This window comes from Brachybacterium paraconglomeratum, from assembly GCF_003994255.1.
Taxonomy (GTDB): domain Bacteria; phylum Actinomycetota; class Actinomycetes; order Actinomycetales; family Dermabacteraceae; genus Brachybacterium; species Brachybacterium conglomeratum.
The window spans coordinates 261,393-278,006 of record NZ_ML133855.1 but is presented as its reverse complement, the minus strand read 5'-3'; the positions used below and the strand labels follow the sequence as shown (position 1 = coordinate 278,006).

At 72.2% G+C, this 16,614-nt stretch carries 14 protein-coding genes; 4 read left to right on the top strand and 10 right to left on the bottom strand.

The genetic code is table 11. The features are described 5' to 3' along the window. Window positions 1-6 precede the first annotated feature (6 nt). Genes acs through DS079_RS10090 form a run of 4 tightly spaced genes read right to left on the bottom strand, consistent with a single transcriptional unit; the run spans window position 7 to window position 4,890 of the window. Complete coding sequence (acs, locus tag DS079_RS10105; RefSeq protein ID WP_126987124.1) at window positions 7-2,094, bottom strand: acetate--CoA ligase; 2,088 nt, start codon at window positions 2,092-2,094, stop codon at window positions 7-9. Further along, a complete protein-coding gene (locus tag DS079_RS10100; RefSeq protein ID WP_126987121.1) occupies window positions 2,091-2,942 on the bottom strand; it encodes an ABC transporter permease in 852 nt (283 codons plus the stop codon). Before DS079_RS10100 ends, acs begins: the two co-directional genes overlap by 4 nt. After that, on the bottom strand, window positions 2,939-3,994 hold the full coding sequence (locus tag DS079_RS10095; RefSeq protein ID WP_126987118.1) for an aliphatic sulfonate ABC transporter substrate-binding protein: 1,056 nt from the start codon (window positions 3,992-3,994) through the stop codon (window positions 2,939-2,941). Before DS079_RS10095 ends, DS079_RS10100 begins: the two co-directional genes overlap by 4 nt. Further along, window positions 3,994-4,890, bottom strand: coding sequence for an ABC transporter ATP-binding protein (locus DS079_RS10090; protein WP_206516158.1), 897 nt, complete (start codon window positions 4,888-4,890; stop codon window positions 3,994-3,996). Before DS079_RS10090 ends, DS079_RS10095 begins: the two co-directional genes overlap by 1 nt. 206 nt (window positions 4,891-5,096) lie before the next feature. Between DS079_RS10090 and DS079_RS10085 the strand changes: the two genes are divergently transcribed. The 3 genes from DS079_RS10085 (at window position 5,097) to DS079_RS10075 (ending at window position 7,762) form a co-directional block, all read left to right on the top strand. After that, window positions 5,097-6,029, top strand: coding sequence for a WXG100 family type VII secretion target (locus DS079_RS10085; RefSeq protein ID WP_126987115.1), 933 nt, complete (start codon window positions 5,097-5,099; stop codon window positions 6,027-6,029). Window positions 6,030-6,160: 131 nt separating this feature from the next. Then, on the top strand, window positions 6,161-7,231 hold the full coding sequence (locus DS079_RS10080) for a WD40 repeat domain-containing protein (RefSeq protein WP_010549465.1): 1,071 nt from the start codon (window positions 6,161-6,163) through the stop codon (window positions 7,229-7,231). A 30-nt stretch (window positions 7,232-7,261) separates the two neighbouring features. Continuing rightward, a complete protein-coding gene (locus DS079_RS10075) occupies window positions 7,262-7,762 on the top strand; it encodes a hypothetical protein (RefSeq protein ID WP_126987112.1) in 501 nt (166 codons plus the stop codon). A gap of 87 nt (window positions 7,763-7,849) precedes the next feature. On the opposite strand, the gene DS079_RS10070 is transcribed toward DS079_RS10075, so the two are convergent. The 6 genes from DS079_RS10070 to DS079_RS10045 are packed head-to-tail and all read right to left on the bottom strand — an operon-like array spanning window position 7,850 to window position 14,786. Then, window positions 7,850-8,842 carry a GNAT family N-acetyltransferase gene (locus DS079_RS10070; protein WP_126987110.1) on the bottom strand — a complete coding sequence of 331 codons (993 nt, stop codon included), beginning with the start codon at window positions 8,840-8,842 and terminating at the stop codon, window positions 7,850-7,852. A 51-nt stretch (window positions 8,843-8,893) separates the two neighbouring features. Further along, window positions 8,894-9,928 carry a LacI family DNA-binding transcriptional regulator gene (locus DS079_RS10065; protein WP_126987107.1) on the bottom strand — a complete coding sequence of 345 codons (1,035 nt, stop codon included), beginning with the start codon at window positions 9,926-9,928 and terminating at the stop codon, window positions 8,894-8,896. A gap of 28 nt (window positions 9,929-9,956) precedes the next feature. After that, window positions 9,957-10,865: a glycerophosphodiester phosphodiesterase family protein gene (locus DS079_RS10060; RefSeq protein ID WP_126987104.1), complete on the bottom strand. Its 909-nt coding sequence runs from the start codon at window positions 10,863-10,865 to the stop codon at window positions 9,957-9,959. Between the two features lie 35 nt (window positions 10,866-10,900). Continuing rightward, complete coding sequence (locus tag DS079_RS10055) at window positions 10,901-12,682, bottom strand: ABC transporter permease (RefSeq protein WP_241237622.1); 1,782 nt, start codon at window positions 12,680-12,682, stop codon at window positions 10,901-10,903. Continuing rightward, window positions 12,679-13,725 (bottom strand): ABC transporter ATP-binding protein, encoded by a 1,047-nt coding sequence (locus DS079_RS10050; protein ID WP_126987102.1) that lies wholly within the window; start codon window positions 13,723-13,725, stop codon window positions 12,679-12,681. Before DS079_RS10050 ends, DS079_RS10055 begins: the two co-directional genes overlap by 4 nt. A 2-nt stretch (window positions 13,726-13,727) precedes the next feature. Then, a complete protein-coding gene (locus DS079_RS10045) occupies window positions 13,728-14,786 on the bottom strand; it encodes an extracellular solute-binding protein (protein ID WP_126987099.1) in 1,059 nt (352 codons plus the stop codon). A 505-nt stretch (window positions 14,787-15,291) separates the two neighbouring features. Here DS079_RS10045 and DS079_RS10040 point away from each other — a divergent pair. Beyond that, on the top strand, window positions 15,292-16,524 hold the full coding sequence (locus DS079_RS10040; RefSeq protein WP_164736192.1) for a glycerophosphodiester phosphodiesterase family protein: 1,233 nt from the start codon (window positions 15,292-15,294) through the stop codon (window positions 16,522-16,524). Window positions 16,525-16,614: the final 90 nt, after the last annotated feature.

Below are 16,614 nucleotides of genomic sequence, written 5' to 3'. Positions count from 1 at the left end.
AGTGTGTCAGTCCTGCGGTGAGACGGTCGGGTCGTCCGCGGGGAGGGCCGCGAGCACGTCCGCGACCGAGGCGACGGCCTCCGGGTTCTGCAGGGAGGTGACGTCCCCGAGCGGGCCCGGGGTGCGGCCGGCGCGGCGTGCCCGCTCGGTGTGGACGAGCTGGGCGAGCAGGCGGCGCATGATCTTCCCCGAGCGGGTGCGGGGCAGGTCCGGCACCTCGATCACGTGGCGGGGCTTCGCGATCGGGCCGATCTCGCGGGCCACCCGGTCGCGCAGGGCCGCGGCGTCGGGGCTGCGGTCCCCGCGAGGGATGACGAACACGGCGACGGCCTGGCCGGTCAGCGCGTCGTCGATGCCGGCGGCGCCCGCCTCCTGCACGCTGCCCTCGGCGACCAGCGCCGACTCGATCTCGATCGTGGACAGGCGGTGCCCGGAGACGTTCACGACGTCATCGAGGCGGCCGAGGATCCAGAAGCATCCGTCGGCGTCGACCGTGGCGGAGTCCCCGGCGACGTAGTAGCCGCCGTGCTCGCCGCATCCGGCGTAGTCCCGCCAGTAGGAGTCACGGTAGCGCTCCGGATCGCCCCACACGGTGCGGGCCATCCCGGGCCAGGGCCGACGGGCCACCAGCGTGCCGGCGACCCCGGCGGGGACCTCCCGGCCGGCCTCGTCGACCACGGCCATGTCGATGCCGGGCAGCGGGCCGGTCGCGGAGCCGGGCTTCAGCGTGGTCACCCCCGGCAGGGGCACGAGCATCGACGCGCCCGTCTCGGACTGCCACCAGGTGTCGATGATCGGCAGCTCGCCGCGGCCGAAGGTGCGGTGGAACCAGATCCAGGCCTCGGGGTTGATCGCCTCGCCGACGGTGCCGAGCAGGCGCAGCGTGGACAGGTCGTGGCCGGACGGGAGCTCCTCGCCGAACCAGGACATGAGGGTGCGGATCAAGGTGGGCGCCGTGTAGTAGACGGTCACGCCGTAGCGCTCGATGATCTCGAGGTGCCGCTCGCGGTGCGGCTCCCCGGGGGTGCCCTCGTAGATGACCTGGGTGAGACCGTTGCTGAGCGGGCCGTAGATCTCGTAGGTGTGCGCGGTGACCCAGGCGAGGTCCGCGGTGCACCAGTGGACGTCGCTCTCCTTCGCGTCGAAGTGCGCCCAGTGCGACCAGGAGGCGTGCGTGAGATAGCCGCCCGAGGTGTGGACCAGGCCCTTCGGCTTCCCGGTGGTGCCGGAGGTGTAGATGATGAACAGCGGGTGCTCGGCATCGAAGGGCTCGGGCGTGTGCTCCTCGCTCGCGCGGTCCACGCTCTCGTGCCACCACACGTCGCGGCCCTCGGTCCAGGCCACGTCCTGGCCGGTGCGGCGCACGACGAGGACGTGCTCGAGGTCGGGCAGGTCGCGGGCGGCCTCGTCGGCGGCGGACTTCACCTCGACGGCCTTCCCGCGGCGGAACTGGCCGTCGGAGGTGACCAGCAGCTTCGCGCGGGTGTCCTGGAGGCGGAAGCGGACCGCCTCGGCGCTGAAGCCGCCGAAGACGAGGGAGTGCACCGCGCCGATCCGGGCGCAGGCGAGCGCGATGACGACGGTCTCGACGAGCACCGGCAGGTAGACGACGACGCGGTCGCCGGGGCCGATGCCGAGGTCCGTCAGGGCGTTCGCGGCGCGGGAGACGCGGACCTGGAGGTCCGCGTAGGTGACCGCCTCGCGATCCCCCGGCTCGCCCTCGAAGAACAGCGCGACCTTCTCGCCGCGGCCGGCGGCGACATGGCGGTCCACGCAGTTCTCGGCGACGTTCAGCCGCCCGCCGACGAACCAGCGCGCGGCGGGGACGGAGAGCTCCGCGGTCGCGGGGTCGGTCGTCGGCGGCTCCCACTCGAGCGCCGTGTGCCAGGGCTCGGCCCAGTCCACGCGCCGGGCGGCGTCCTCCCAGAAGGCGATCGGATCCGCCTCGGCCTGCGCGTGGATCCCGGGGCCGACGTTCCAGGTGCCCGCGAGCGCCGGGTCGGGCGCGAAGGTGCGCTTCTCGACCAGGCGGGACTCGGCGGCGGTCGGGGCGGCGGTGTTCGTGTCGGTGGTGTTCGTGTCGGTGGCGGTCATGCCCACTTCCTCAGGAGCTTCTTCTCGACGAGGCCCAGCAGGGCGTTGGTGAGGCTGCCCAGCAGGGCGAGCAGCACGATGGTCAGCAGGATCCGGTCCACGCGGCCGTTCTGCTGGGAGTCGTTGAGCAGGAAGCCGAGGCCCATCGAGGAGGCGATCAGCTCCGCGGCGACGAGGAACAGCCACGCCTGGGCGAGCGCGAGGCGCAGGCCGGAGACGACCGAGGGCACCACGGCAGGCAGCTGCACGGTGCGGAACAGGGACCAGCCGCGCAGGCCGAAGCAGCGCCCCGCCTCGACGAGGTGCGGGTCGATGTGCCGCAGCGCGGCGGCGACGGTGGTGAAGACGGGGAAGAAGGCGCCGATCGCGATCAGGGTCACCTTGGACTCCTCGCCGATCTGCAGCCACAGGATCAGCAGCGGCACCCAGGCCAGCGAGGGCACGGCCCGCAGCGCGGCGAGGGTGGGGCTCAGCAGCGCGTCGCCGGCGCGGGAGAGGCCGACGACCGCGGCGACGGCGAGGCCGATCACGGACCCGATCGCGAAGCCGAGCAGCACGCGCTGCACGGAGATCGCGATGTGCAGGCCGAGCTCGCCGCGGGAGACGAGGTCGGTGCCGGCCTGCAGCACCGTCAGCGGCGCGGGCAGGCGGTAGACGGGCACGATCCCGGTCGCGGTGACGAGCTGCCAGGCCGTGAGGACGATCAGCGGCAGCGCCGCACCGGCGGTGAGGCGCACCCCGGGACGGTCCCAGAGGGAGCGCGCCTCGGAGGAGGGGGCCGACGGGGCGGGCTCCGCCGTCGCGGGTCCGGTCGAGGAGGGCAGCGGGATCTCGGTCGGGATGCTCACTTCGCCTCCACCGCGGCGGTCGCGAAGTCCGCGTGCACGATCGATTCGAGCGCGTCCTTCACCGCGTCGGCGCCGCCGGCAACGTCGCCCGAGTCGGCCAGGACCGGCGAGATCGCCTCGAGCACCGCGAGCTGGTCCTCGCCCGGCACGCCGGAGACGTCGAGGTTGGAGCGCTCGGTGATCACGGTGCTCGCGACCTCGGAGCCGATGCCGGCGACCTCGGCGAGCAGCGCCGCGGTCTCCTCGAGGTGCTCGAGCGCCCAGGTGCGCGCCTCCTCGTAGGCGTCGACGACCACCTGGGCGACGTCGGCGTGCTGGTCGATGAACTCCTCGGTGGCGTTGAGGAAGCCGTAGGTGTTGAAGTCGACGTTGCGGAAGACGAGCTGCGCCCCGGACTCGACCTCGGCCGCGGCCATGATCGGGTCGAGCCCCGACCAGGCGTCGACGCTGCCGCCCTCGAGGGCGGAGCGGCCGTCGGCGTGCTGCAGGGGCTGCAGGTCGACGTCCCCGATGGACAGCCCCGCCTCGGCGAGCGCCTGGACCAGGAAGAAGTACGGGTCGGTGCCGGGGGTCGCGGCGACGGGGCGGCCGGCGAGGTCGGCGGGACCGGTCACGTCGCTGCCCTCCGGCACGACGAGCGCGGACCACTCGGGCTGGGAGTAGATGTCGATGACTTTGATCGGGGAGCCGTTGGCGCGGGCGAGCAGTGCGGCGGAGCCGGCGGTCGAGGCGACGTCCGCCGAGCCCGAGCGCAGCAGCTCGTTGGCCTTGTTGGAGCCGGCCGACTGCACCCACTCGACGGTGACGGACTCGCCGAGGGCCTTCTCGATCAGCTGCTGGTCGCGGACGACGAGGCTGAGCGGGTTGTAGGTCGCGAAGTCGATGGTGAGCGAGTCGGTGCTCCACTCCCCTGCCCCGCCGGAGCCGCCGGCGGCGGTGTCGTTCGAGCCCTCGCCGGCGACGCAGCCGGCGGCGCCGAGAGCGGCGGCCGCGGTCAGGCCGAGGGCGGCGACGGAGCGGCGGGTCAGGGTGCGGGCGGTGCGGTGGCTCATCAGCGGTCCTCGGAGGAAGTCGTGGTGGACGGGGTGGTGTGCGCGTGGACGCCGAGTCCCTCGAGGAGCTCCATGCGGAGCCCGGCGAGGGCGGCGTCGGCGCGGTCGCGGGGGCGGGCGCCGGGCACCTCGACGGTGCGGGCGAGGGAGGGCAGGCCCGGCTCGACCTGGTCGGCGGTGCGCAGGGAGCGCAGCAGCAGCACCCGGTCGGAGAGGTACAGCGCCTCCTCGACGTCATGGGTGACGACGAGGACGGTGGTGGGCTCGGCGGCGTGGATCTCCAGCAGCAGGTCCTGCATGCGCAGGCGGGTCAGGGCGTCGAGCGCCCCGAAGGGCTCGTCGAGCAGCAGCACCTGGGGGCTGCGGGCGAGAGCGCGGGCGAGGGAGGCGCGCTGGGCCATGCCGCCTGAGACCTCGCGGGGTCGCAGGTCCGCGGCGTGCTCGAGGCCGACCAGCTGCAGCAGGTGGCGCACCCGCTCGCGGCCCGCCTTCGCGGGGGTGGTGCGGGGCAGGCCCAGGGCGACGTTCTTCTCGAGCGTGCGCCAGGGCAGCAGGCGCGGCTCCTGGAAGGCGACCGCGGTGCGCTCGTCGGTGCCGACGAGGGCCGTGCCGCCGAGGCTCAGCGCACCGGCGCTCGGTCGGTCCAGGCCCGCGATGAGCCGCAGCAGGGTCGACTTCCCGCAGCCGGAGGGGCCGACGACGGCGAGGATCTCGCCGGAGCGGAGCTCGAGGTCGAGGCCGCGCAGCACGTCATGGCGGCCCTGCGGGGTGTCGAAGGAGCGGGCCACGCCGTCCAGCCGCACGCCGTCGGGCGCGCTGCGCCGGGCGGCGGCTGCCGCGGGCTCCGGGACGGTGCTGCCCGTGCGCGTGCCGGGCTCGGTGGCGGTGCTGGTCATGACTCCGACTATGACGGCGCGGGTCGGGAGCGCGCCAGAATCGCGTCATAAGCCGTCATAGTCGGGGTGCGAAGAGGACACGTGGGGCATCGTGGTGCGACCTGTGCCACAGCCGGGGCGGAGCCGTTGCTACCCTGACGGGGTCGACGCGCGGGGGCGCGGCGGCGGCGACATCGACGTGCAGGGGACGGGGACAGGGGACGAGGATGGCCTTCCAGGGGATGGATCCCGAGCAGGTGCGGGCGACCGCGGAGCGGATGCGCTCCTCCGGCCGGCTCCTCGCCGAGCAGCACGCCGCACTCCAGGGACGGATCCTCGGCAGCGCGGAGATCTGGCGCGGCGAGGACGCGGAGCGCTTCCGCGAGACGTGGTCCTCCGCCGTCGGACCGCAGTGGAGCCGTGCGCTCGAGCGCCTCCAGCAGCTGGCGGAGACCGCCGAGCAGGACGCCGAGGAGCAGGACGCCGCCTCCGAGGGCGAGGGCGGTGCGGGCGGCGGCGCGGACGACGGCACGGGGGACGGCAGCGCCTCCGTCCGCATGCTCGACGACGACGCTGGAGACGTGCCGCTGGATCCCGAGGTGCAGGACGCCTGGCGGGTGATGACCCCGGAGCAGAAGCAGGCGGTCCTCCAGGAGATGGTGGACCAGGAGTTCGAGCGCTACGGCATGGAACCGGTGGACATCACCTTCTTCTACGAGGAGCCGGACGAGGACGGCATGGTCACCTACGGGAGCTGGAGCGATGACAGCGGCGAGCTGAGGATGAACGAGTACATGCTCTACTCCCCCGACCTGGCGCTCACCACGGTGCACGAGGTGCGTCACGCCGCCCAGCACGAGTTCGTCGAGCAGACCGAGGGCGGCATGTGGGACTGGCTGCCCTGGGTGGACGGGCCGGAGGCGGACTACGAGCGCATCGAGGAGGAGCACGGCATCACCCGGGAGGAGATCGAGACCTGGCGCGAGAACAGCGAGCCCGGCAACTACATCGATCCCGACGACGACTACGAGGGATACCGTGCTCAGCCGGTCGAGGTCGACGCGCGCGAGCGGGAGGACGAGTTCGCCGGAGACCTGACCCTCGAGGACCTCCAGCAGTACCAGCGGGATGCCGGCATCCCGGTCAGCGAGGGACCATGACACACCGAGGGACCGAGAGCCCGGGAGAGCGCGGGGCAGGTCCGGATCGGCGGCGCGTCCTGGGGCTCGCAGGGCTCGGCTCCGCACTCGCGCTGCTCGGCGCCTGCGGCCGGGAGGAGGAAGGACCGGGGATGGACGGGACGACGACGCCCGAGGCCGGCGCCTGTCAGGAGGGCGCCACCGCCCGGCAGCGGAGCTCCGGCGCGAGCGACGGCGGCGGCGCCGCGAAGACGGCGATCGACCCCTCGGTCGTGGCTCACGGGGCCCTCGCCCTCTCTCCCGACGGGACGCAGCTGGCCGCGGCCGCGGGCCTCGGCGCGGCACGCTCCGGGACGACGAGCACCGCCGGCACCGCGCTCTGGTCCACGGCCGACGGGACCGTCTCCGCACGCTTCGACAACGCGCTCACCGGGGCCCTGGCCTGGCATCCGGACGGCACGCTCCTCGCCGTCGGCGGCGCGGAGCACATCGAGCTGACCACCCCGGAGGGCGAGGTGCGCTGGACCCTCACCGGGCACGGCGAGCCGCTCCAGGACAGCGGCCGGCACCTCATCCAAGACCTCGTCTTCTCTGCGGACGGCGAGCTCCTCGTCTCCCTCGGAGCCGACGGGACGGTGCGGCTGTGGACCGGGATCGGCGAGGCGGGCTGCACGCCCGGTCAGGTGCTGGACACCACCGCCGTGCGCCCCCTGTCGATCGCGCTCTCCCCGGACGGCAGGACCCTCGCCGTCTGCGGCACCGCGGGCGCTCCCCAGCTGTGGGACGTCGAGACGTCGACACTCTCCTCCGAGGTCGAGGGCGTGGAGTTCGCGCCGCGAGCCGTGGCGTACGCGGCCGACAGCACGCTGCTGATCGGCAGCGGCATCCCCGAGACCAGCACCACCAGCTCCCCGGAGCGCGCGCGGCTGTACGCCCTGGGGGCCGACGGGACGCTGGAGGAGGGACCGGTTCCGGAGGGCCTGGACGTCAGCAGCATCGCCGTGGACTCCGAGGGCACGCGCATCGCGGTCACCGGCCGCAACGAGCGACGGGTGATGATCTGGGATCGTGGGACGGGCGACCGCGAGGACCTGCCCGACGCCCCGGGCGGCCTCGACCGCCTGGCCTGGGCCCCGGACTGCACGACCCTCCACGGCATCTCCGCCCTGCACGGCGTCGTCTCCTTCGACGGCACCGCGTGGACCACCTTCGACCTGCCCTGACCCGCACCGATCCACCCGAGACGAGGCATCGTGGAGTTCCCCGACATCATGGAGGCGTTCCTCCTGGACCCGACCCCCGAGACGCGCCGTCCGCTGCGCGCCGCGATCCTGGGCGATCGGACCTTCGACCCCCGCATCGCGCTGCGCGAGCAGCTCGGGGAGGCTCCGTCCCCGCAGGCCGTCCTGGGGACGATCGGTGCACGCATGCCGGGGCTCTTCCTCTCCCCGCAGGCGCACGGCCTGCTCGCCCGCGCCCACCAGGCGCTCGGACAGGAGTCCGACGCCGAGCGTGAGCGGAAGCTCAGCCTCCTCGCTCTGCACGAGATCGAGGACTCGGGCACCGGCACCGTGGACTCCCCCCTTGAGGTGCTCCGGGTCCAGGACGAGTACGACCACCTGCAGGCCACACGCCGCCGTTCCACCGCGCAGCGTCTCCACCGCACCGACGAGGGCGAGGTCGACGTGCACACCCTCGAGGACGGGACCGAGCTGTGGTTCTGCCTGCTGTGGAGGTCTCCGGCTTTCGTCTGAGCGACGGCAGGGGCCGGGAGCGCTCAGACACACCCGCAGCCCCTGCTGCTCGAGATGCTCGCGCAGCCGGCGGGGCCGCTCGGTCTGTCAGGCTCGGCCGTCCAGCTCCCCCTCGAGGATGCTCAGCACGTCCGCCTCGCGGAAGCCGAGCGCCCGGTTCAGGGCGAGCATCGGCGCATTGTCGAGCTCGGTGTACGTCTGGATCCAGCGGGCCTGCGCGGCCTCGGGCACGGCGCGGAGGTTCTCGAGGTTCGCGAGCTTGAGCGCCCTGCCGATGCCGCGGCCGCGGTGGGCGCGGTCCACGAGGGTGTCGTCCTGGGTGAGGATCTCGGGGTCGTGGCGGTTCACGAGGATCTCGGTGTAGCCGACCGCGACCCCTTCGTGCCGCGCGAGGCCGCGCACGAGGGTCCAGCCCTGGTCGTCCATGCGCTGCTCGCTGCGACGCAGCTCCCCGACTTCGCCGCGGGAGGCGGGGCGGGTGAGGTCGCCCATGGGCACGTCGGCGTCCATCTGCGTGGTCAGCCGTGCCCAGTCCTCCACGAGCTCCTCGGGGCAGGCGCCATGCCAGGTGCGGATCTCGATGCCGGACGACGGGGAGGCGCCGGCAAGGGGCCCCGGTTCCAGCGGCATCGCGCGCAGCAGACGATGCTCCTGGTTCCCGAGCCGCATCCCCTGGTCCAGGGCGAAGCCGACCCCGGCCTCGGAGTAGGTCTCGGCCTGGACGACCTCGGCGTGCCCGGCGAGCGCCTCGCGGACGGCGCCGGCGAGCGCGCGCCCCACGCCGCGGCGGCGATGCCCCGGCAGCACGGAGATCTCGACCTCGGCGGGGTCCCCGGGATCGACCTCGGCCCCGGCCGCGCCAACGGGGGTGCCGTCGAGGCGCGCGACGAGCAGCACGCTGGTGCGCCCGGGCTTCGGGTCCTGGTGCTGGGCGAGGACGGACTCGCCGTCGGCCCACCAGGCGGCCTCGCGCCAGGCGTTGAAGCCGTCTCGCAGCAGGGCGTTCCAGGCCAGCAGCGCCTCACGGTCGGCGGGGTCGACGGGGGTGATCGTCAGGGACGGATCGGCATGAGCGGTCATGCACGCCACATCAGCACATCGACTGCCCGGAGGCCATGGTTTTTCCCGTGCTCAGGGGCCCAGACTCGCCCCGGGCAGCAGCTGCCCGGTGTACGTCTCGTGGCGGATCCCGACGCTCTCGCGGTCCGCCATCATCTGCGCGATCACCTCGACGGAGCGGCGCGCGACCTCCTCGACGGGGACGCGGAGGCTCGCCAGTCCCATGTACTCCAGGCCGTGCATCACCCCGTCGCAGCCGATCACCGCGAGATCCCGGGGAACCTCGACGCCGACCCCCCGGGCCCGCGAGACGAAGTCGAGCATCCGCAGGTCGCTCGAGAACATCGCCGCCGTCACCACACCGTCCCGGGCCAGGTCGATCACGCGATCGGTGCCGTCGGCGGCGGTGCCGAACTGCGTCGTCGGGACCTCGACGACCTCGCAGCCGAGCTCGCGCAGGACCGCGGTCACCGTGCGGCCGCGCAGGCTCTCGGCCAGGGAGTGCTCCGTGGGGGGACAGACCACGGCCACCCGGCGGTGGCCATGATCGTGGAGCGCCCGCGCGATCGCGTGCCCGTTGCCGGTCTCGTCGTAGCTCACGCCGTAGACGGCCGGGTCGTCCTCGGGGCGACCCACCGACACCACGGGGAGCACCGGCGCGAACTGTGTCAGGTCGGCCGTGCGGACCACCCCGGTCGCGACCAGGAGGCCGCCGACGCGCAGCGCGAGCAGTCGCCGCAATGCGTCCATCTCGTGCGGGGCGCCCCGGTACGAGGTGGGCATCGCGGTGATCACCTCGAGCCCGGCCTCGTCGGCGCGCCTCTGCACCTCGGAGTGGAGGAGACCATAGGTGGGGTTCCGGGAGTCGCGGATCAGCAGGCCGATGGACCGGCTGCGGCCGCCGGCCAGCTGCTGCGCCCCGGCGGACGGGATGTAACCGAGCGCGTCGATCGCGGCGAGGATGCGGTCCCGGCGCTCGGGCGCCACCTCGGCGCTGCCCGAGAGCACGCGGGAGACCGTCGCCCGCGAGACCCCCGCCTCACGGGCGACCTCCGCCATGGTGACGGCCCCGGCGCTCAGCGGGTCTCGGGGGCGGCGGGAAGGCATGTCCCTGTTCCTATCACAGCTGTGCTCGTCACAGACCTGGGGCGCTCAGGCCCGTCCGCAGCCCCTGCTGCGCGAGATGCTCGCGCAGCAGGTGCGGCCAGTCCGTCTGGATCGCCGTGGCCCCGCTGCGCACGAGCGGCCCCCATCCCGCCTCGGGCCCCTCGAGCAGCGCCTTCTCGTCGTCGTGGCCGAGGTAGAGCCGCGCCCCGTTCTCGAGGTTCAGGGCGTTGACCTGGACCAGCGGGTACTCCGCGGCGAGCGCGGCGACCGCGGAGGGGCTGGCGTAGGGATCTTCGGAGGTGGCGGCGAGGATCTCGGCACCGACGAGGTTCAGCCCCGGCACCGAGCGGACCTGCGCGAACTGCTCCGGCGTGGTGACGATCGGGTAGTACAGGAACGGGGTGGGATGAGCAGCGAGCGCGGCCAGGGCCTCGGGCTCCGGCGGGGACTTCAGCAGCACGCGGCGGGCGGCTCCGGCCTCGGCGAGCAGGTCCAGCAGCTCCGGCCAGTAGAACCAGGAGCGGTCGATGTTCAGCCATGCCTCCGGCAGGGCGCGCAGCAGATCGAGGAGGCGGGTGGGGCGTACCGTCCCCCGCTCCCCCTGCCAGCAGAAGCTGAGCTCATCGATCTCGGCGGCGGCGAGCGTGCGCAGGTCCTCGGCCCCGGCGAAGTGCTTGCCCTCGTAGCCGTTGTGGAAGAGGTAGTACTCGCCGTCGGTCGAGCGGATCACGTCCACCTCGACCACGTCGGTGCCGCTGCGCAGAGCCGCGATCGCCGCGCGCACGGTGTTGTCGGGGAAGCTGCCCAGCGTGGTCCCGCGATGCGTGATCACGAGCGGGCGGCCGACGCGCTCGAACAGGGCGTCGAGCTCGGCGCGGAGCTCCTCCGCGGTGGGAACGGCGGTGGTCGCGGCGAGCGCTGCAGCGGAGTCTGTCATGAGGGGTCTCCTGCGGTGGTGGGGGAAGGTGTACGTCAGGCCTGGTCGGCGGGGTCGAGCGGGAGGGCGTCGCCGGATCGCCGGCGGGCCCGTCGCGGGGAGAGCAGGCGGAGGATCCTCGCGGCGCCCCCGCCGTAGATCAGCCACAGCGTGATCGTCGCGATCACCATGAGGATCACCGAGTAGACGAACACGAGCGCGCTCGCGTCGGCATTGGTCTCCCCGCTGGTGGCATTGCGGATGAAGATCCCCAGCGGCTGGTAGAAGGGATGGGCGAGGAACACCGCGGTGTCGTAGTCGTCGAGCATGCTGTTGAAGTTCAGCGCGGTGATCGCCGCGGCAGTGGGCAGCACGAGCGGCAGGATCACCCGACGGAAGGTATACAGCTGGCTCGCGCCGAGCAGGGAAGCAGCCTCCTCGACGTTCCGGTTGATCCCCAGGAACGCCGCCTTCAGCAGGCGGAACGTGAAGGGGATCTTCCCGACGACGTAGGCGACGGCGAGGATCCCGACGGTGCCGGAGAGCACCCTGCCGCCCACGACGCCCTGCGGGGTCGAGAAGAGCAGCAGCAGGCCCAGCACCATCATCGTCCCGGGCATCACCCAGGGGATGTGGAGCACGTACTCGACGATCGTGCTCATCCGGCTGCGAGGGAACCTGGTCACGAGCCGCACCACGAACAGCAGCCCGAGGATCACGACCAGTGCGGCGACGGCCGAGTAGCTGATGGAGACCACGAAGGGCCATCGCGCCGTCGGCTCCAGGAGGGCGGTGGCGTAGTTCTCGAGGGTGAAGCTGTCGGCCCGGAGGGTGCCCGTGCTGATCGAGCGAGCGTCGGTGAAGGAGAACAGGACGATCAGCGCAGGCGGGAGCACGTAGACCACCAGCAGCGCATAGGCGATCACGTGCATCACGGCGTTCGCGACGGGATTGCCGATCTTCTGCGGCGTGAGCTGGGTGGAGACCTTCGCGACGGAGAAGTACGTGCCACCGCGCTCGAGCCGGTTCAGGATCAGGAGCATCGCAATGGTGAACAGCGCCAGGATGATCGCGAGCGCCGCGGCGAGGTCCCGTGAGCTCGGGGTGTTCGCGAAGGTCAGCATCATCGGAGCGATGGTCTGGAAGTCCCGTCCGCCCAGCACCTCGGGGACGGCGAGGGCCCCGAGACCGCCGAGGAAGGTGAGGACCGTGACGGCGAAGATCGTGGGCAGCAGGGTCGGCAGCACCACACGGCGGAGCACCGTCCACTGGGAGGCCCCCATCTGCCGCGCCGACTCGACGGTCTGCTGGTCGATCCGCGCCATGGAGGCGTTCAGGAACAGCAGATGGTTCCCCGTGGAGGCGAAGGTCATCACGAACACCACCGCCGGATAGCCCACGAACCAGTCCTCCGGCACGAAGGGCAGCACCGTGGTCAGGAGCCGGGTGAGGATGCCGCTGCTGCCGTAGACGAAGTCGTAGCCGGCGACCATCACGATGCCGCCGTAGATCAGGCTCGTCGCGTAGCCGAGCCAGAGGATCCTCCGCCCTCGCAGAGCGAAGTACCGCGTGGCGAGCACGACGAACACGCCGACGACGTTCACGGTGACCGAGAGGGTCAGGGCGAGCAGCACGCTGTTGCGCAGCGAGCTCATGGCCCGCTCGGAGCCCAGCAGGCGACCCCAGGCTCGGGTCGAGAGGCCGCCGTCGGCGAGGAAAACCTCTGCCAGCAGCTGCAGATTGGGCAGGACCAGGAAGGCGAGGGAGAACCACGCGGTGACGGCGAGAGTGATCACCGCCATCGGGGAGCGCGCCCAGGCGGGGAGCCGGCGGATCATGCGCCGGCCTCCGGGCCCGATCTCTCGTACTGCAGGACGTCCTCGGGAGCCACGCCGATGGCGACCTCGTCCCCCGCGGCGAAGGCGGACTCCGTCGCCGACCACGGCACCCGCACGCTCACGCTGCGATCGCCGAGGCGGACCGCGTACTGGGTGAAGTAGCCGTGGTAGTCGGCACGGTCCACGACGCCATCCACGACGAGGCGACCATCGTTGGGGCGATGACGCTCCCGGAGCGTCAGGCGCTCGACCCGGACGTAGCTGCGGAGCCCTTCGGCGACCGGGGATCCCGGCAGCTGCGAGAGACGGCTCACCGCCTGCTCCCCGAGCCGGTGCACGGAGCCGATGAAGGTGCAGACGAACTCGGTGGCCGAGCGCTCGTAGACCTCCCGCGGCGTGCCGACCTGCTCGATGCGACCGTGGTCGAGGACGGCGATGCGGTCGCTCATCGACATCGCCTCGTCCTGGTCGTGGGTGACGTAGATGCTCGTGATCCCGAACTGCTGCTGGAGCTCCTTGAGCTGGACCCGCAGCTGGTTGCGGAGCTTCGCGTCGAGGTTCGACAGCGGCTCGTCCAGCAGCAGGATCCGCGGGCGCAGGACCAGGGCACGGGCGATCGCGACCCGCTGCTGCTGGCCGCCGGAGAGCTCCGCCACGCCCTTGTCCAGCTGGGCGGGCGTGAGGGCGACCTGCTCGGCGATCTCGTGCACCCGCTCGTGGACCTCGTCCTTGGGCCGCTTGGCGACCTTGAGCCCGAAGGCGATGTTCTCGCGCACGGACATGCTGGGGAACAGGGCGTAGTTCTGGAAGACCATGCCGATCCCCCGGCGGTCGCTGGGCAGCGCGGTGACGTCCCGGCCGTCGACCAGGAGGCGGCCGGAGGCCGGGTCGTTGAATCCGGCGAGGGTGCGCAGGGCGGTGGACTTCCCGCAGCCCGACGGGCCGAGCAGGGTGAAGAACTCCCCCTCCTCGACGTGGAGGGACAGGTCGGGGAGGGCGGTGAAGTCCCCGAAGCGGACGGTGACGTTCTCGAAGGTGATCATGGTCAGCCCAGGACGTCCAGCTCGATCTTCTCGATCCAGCCGTCCAGGTTCTCGGCCACGAACGTCCAGTCGATGTCCTGCGGGGTGAAGGAGTCGGTCAGCTCGACCGCGTCCTGGTCGGCGTCCTGGAGCGCGACCTCGTTCGTGGGCGCGGTGAAGAACTCGTTCGACCAGGCGGCCTGGAGCTCGGCGCCGCCGAACCAGTCGATGAACGCCTCGGCGGCCTCGGCGTTCTTCGTCCCGGCGACCTTCGCGACGTGCTGGACGGCGTAGGGGACGCCGATCTCGGGCGAGATCGCGGTGGTGGTGATGCCGTACTCCTCCTCGCGGGAGAACTTCCCGGCCAGCCACATCTGCCCCATGTCGACCTCCCCCTCGGCCATCCGCGCGAAGAGGTCGGTGCCCTCGACGGCGGGGCTGCCCTTGGCGAAGAACTCGCCGATCTGGGCCCAGCCGTCCGCGCTGATGCCGTGCTCGCCGGCGTCGTCCCGGAAGCGGGCGAGGATCCCGCTGAGCACCATCTGCGTGGTGGCGCCGCCCAGAGCGGTGGGGACCTCGTAGCGGCCCTCGAACTCCGGGACCGTCCACAGCTCGGGCCAGTCGGCCGGGGCACCCTCCCCGCCGGGGAAGACCTCGTCGTTGGTGATCAGCATGATCGGCTCGCGCACGATGGGCCAGAACTGCTCGCCGTCGCCGAGGGAGGCGTCGACCTCGCCGGACCAGGACGGGGAATAGGCCTCGAGCACCTCGGCAGCCCGCAGCTTCTCGAAGTAGACGTTGTTCAGACCGAAGACGACGTCGGCGATCGGGTTCGCGGCCTCGGCGAGCAGGCGGTTCTGGATGTCGCCGCCGCCGAGGTCGACGAACTGCAGGGTGAAGCCGGCCTCCGCCGCCTTCTCCTGCAGCCATTCGCCGCGGCCGTCGGAGACGGAGTTCGAGTAGATGGTGAGCGTCTCGGAGTCGCCGTCGCCGCTGCCGGACTGGGGCGGGGTGCAGGCGGCGAGGGCGCCGAGACCGGCGACGGCGGGGACGGAGGCGAGCAGCGAGCGGCGAGTGATCATGGTGGGGTTCCTTCACTGGGTCGAGGGGCGCGCGGTGGTGGTGACGCGGGGCTGTGAACGCGCGTTCATCGGGTGGCGAGGCAAGTATGAACACGCGTGCATTGCTGCCGTGGGGCCACTTGATGAACACCCGGTGACAGGTTCCCGCGCGACACGAGATTCCCTGCGTGGCCTGGAGGGGAGGGTGCGGGAGGCCTTGACGCGCGCCATGCGCCGCACCACGATGAACGCGCGTACACACCGTGGGCGTCCACGCCGATCTCATCACCGAGGCGTGCTCACCACGGCCACCACGCCCCACCCCTCAGAACCCTGTCCTCCGGGAGAACCCATGCTGTCCTCGACCAGACTGTCGACCTCGCTTCTGCTCGCCCTCTCACTCCTCGGCGGCGCCGCAACGGCCTCGGCCGAGCCCCCCGCTCCACCGATGTCCTCGACCGGCAGCACGGAGGAGGCTGCGCCGAGGAACTCCCTCAGGCTCCCCCACGGCGACGAGCCGGAGGTCATGATCGTCGCGCACCGAGGTCAGTGGCGCAGCCACCCGGAGAACTCCGTCCCCGGAATCGTCCGGGCGATCCAGGACGCGGCCGACATCGTCGAGATCGACCTCGCCCGCACGAAGGACGGCCACCTGGTCCTGATGCACGACGCCACCGTCGACCGCACCACCGACGGCAGCGGCCGCGTCGAGGACATGACCCTGGCCGAGCTCCGTGCGCTCCATCTCCGGGAGGGGCAGGGCAACGGACCGGCCCCGCTCACCGACCTCACGGTCCCGACCTTCGCCGAGGCGCTCCAGGCGGTCTCTGGGCGCAACGCCCTGCTGAACATCGACAAGGGGTGGGAGCATCGCGATCAGCTCGCCGCCGAGGTCGAGGCCGCAGGCATGGAGTCCCACATCCTGATGAAGGGGGCGCCCACCGCCGACCACGCCAATGCCTTCATGGCCGAGCACCCGGACATCCAGCTGATGCACGCGCTGAGCGGCGATCAGGCCGCCGAGTACGCGAAGTTCACGGCCCGCGTGCCGGCGGTCGTCGCGGCCCCGGAGGGAATGCGGGACGAGGTCGGCGCCGAGACGGACCTCTGGGGCAACTCCCTCGCCTACGCGATCGGCGGACCGTACACCGACGAGGCCTCGCTGCGAGACCCCGGCCTCGGCTGGCAGCACCTGGCGGACGACGGGATCGACGTGATCCAGACCGACAACGTGCGGATGATGGCGGCATGGCGGGACGGCGTGGACGTCACGAGGGTCGGCATGACCTCGCAGTCCCTCCGCGTCCAGGCGGAGGACTTCCTCGACGCTCCCGGCCTGTACCGGGAGTCCACCCCGGAGAATCTCTGCGGCGACCGTGCGATTCGCGACGTCGCGAGCCCTGTCGACGCCTGTGATCTCGACGGCGCCCACGTCGTCCAGTACATCCACGACGGCGAGTACTTCACTCTCGAGGTCGAGGTCGAGCGTCCGGGCACCTACTTCCTGACGATGCGCCACTCCTCCGACACCGAGCCGGGCGGGACGGTCACAGCCACGGCAGGTGACGGCCCCGCCCGCACCACCTCGCTGCGGAACACGACCCACAACCGTGCGTTCACCGTGTCGGACCTCGGCAGGTACCGGCTCGACAGGGGCACGCACAGGATCCGACTGGAGTTCGAGCACCCGGACTACATGAGCGTCGACTGGATCCAGCTCGATCGCGGCCCGCTGCGCGACGGCGGCCTGCTGCGATAGGGCGTGGTTCAGGGGGTGAAGCCCGGCTCCGTGTCCGGGTGCTCGGCGAGGACCGGCTCGCCGCCGCCCACCGGTGCTGTCACGAGCTTT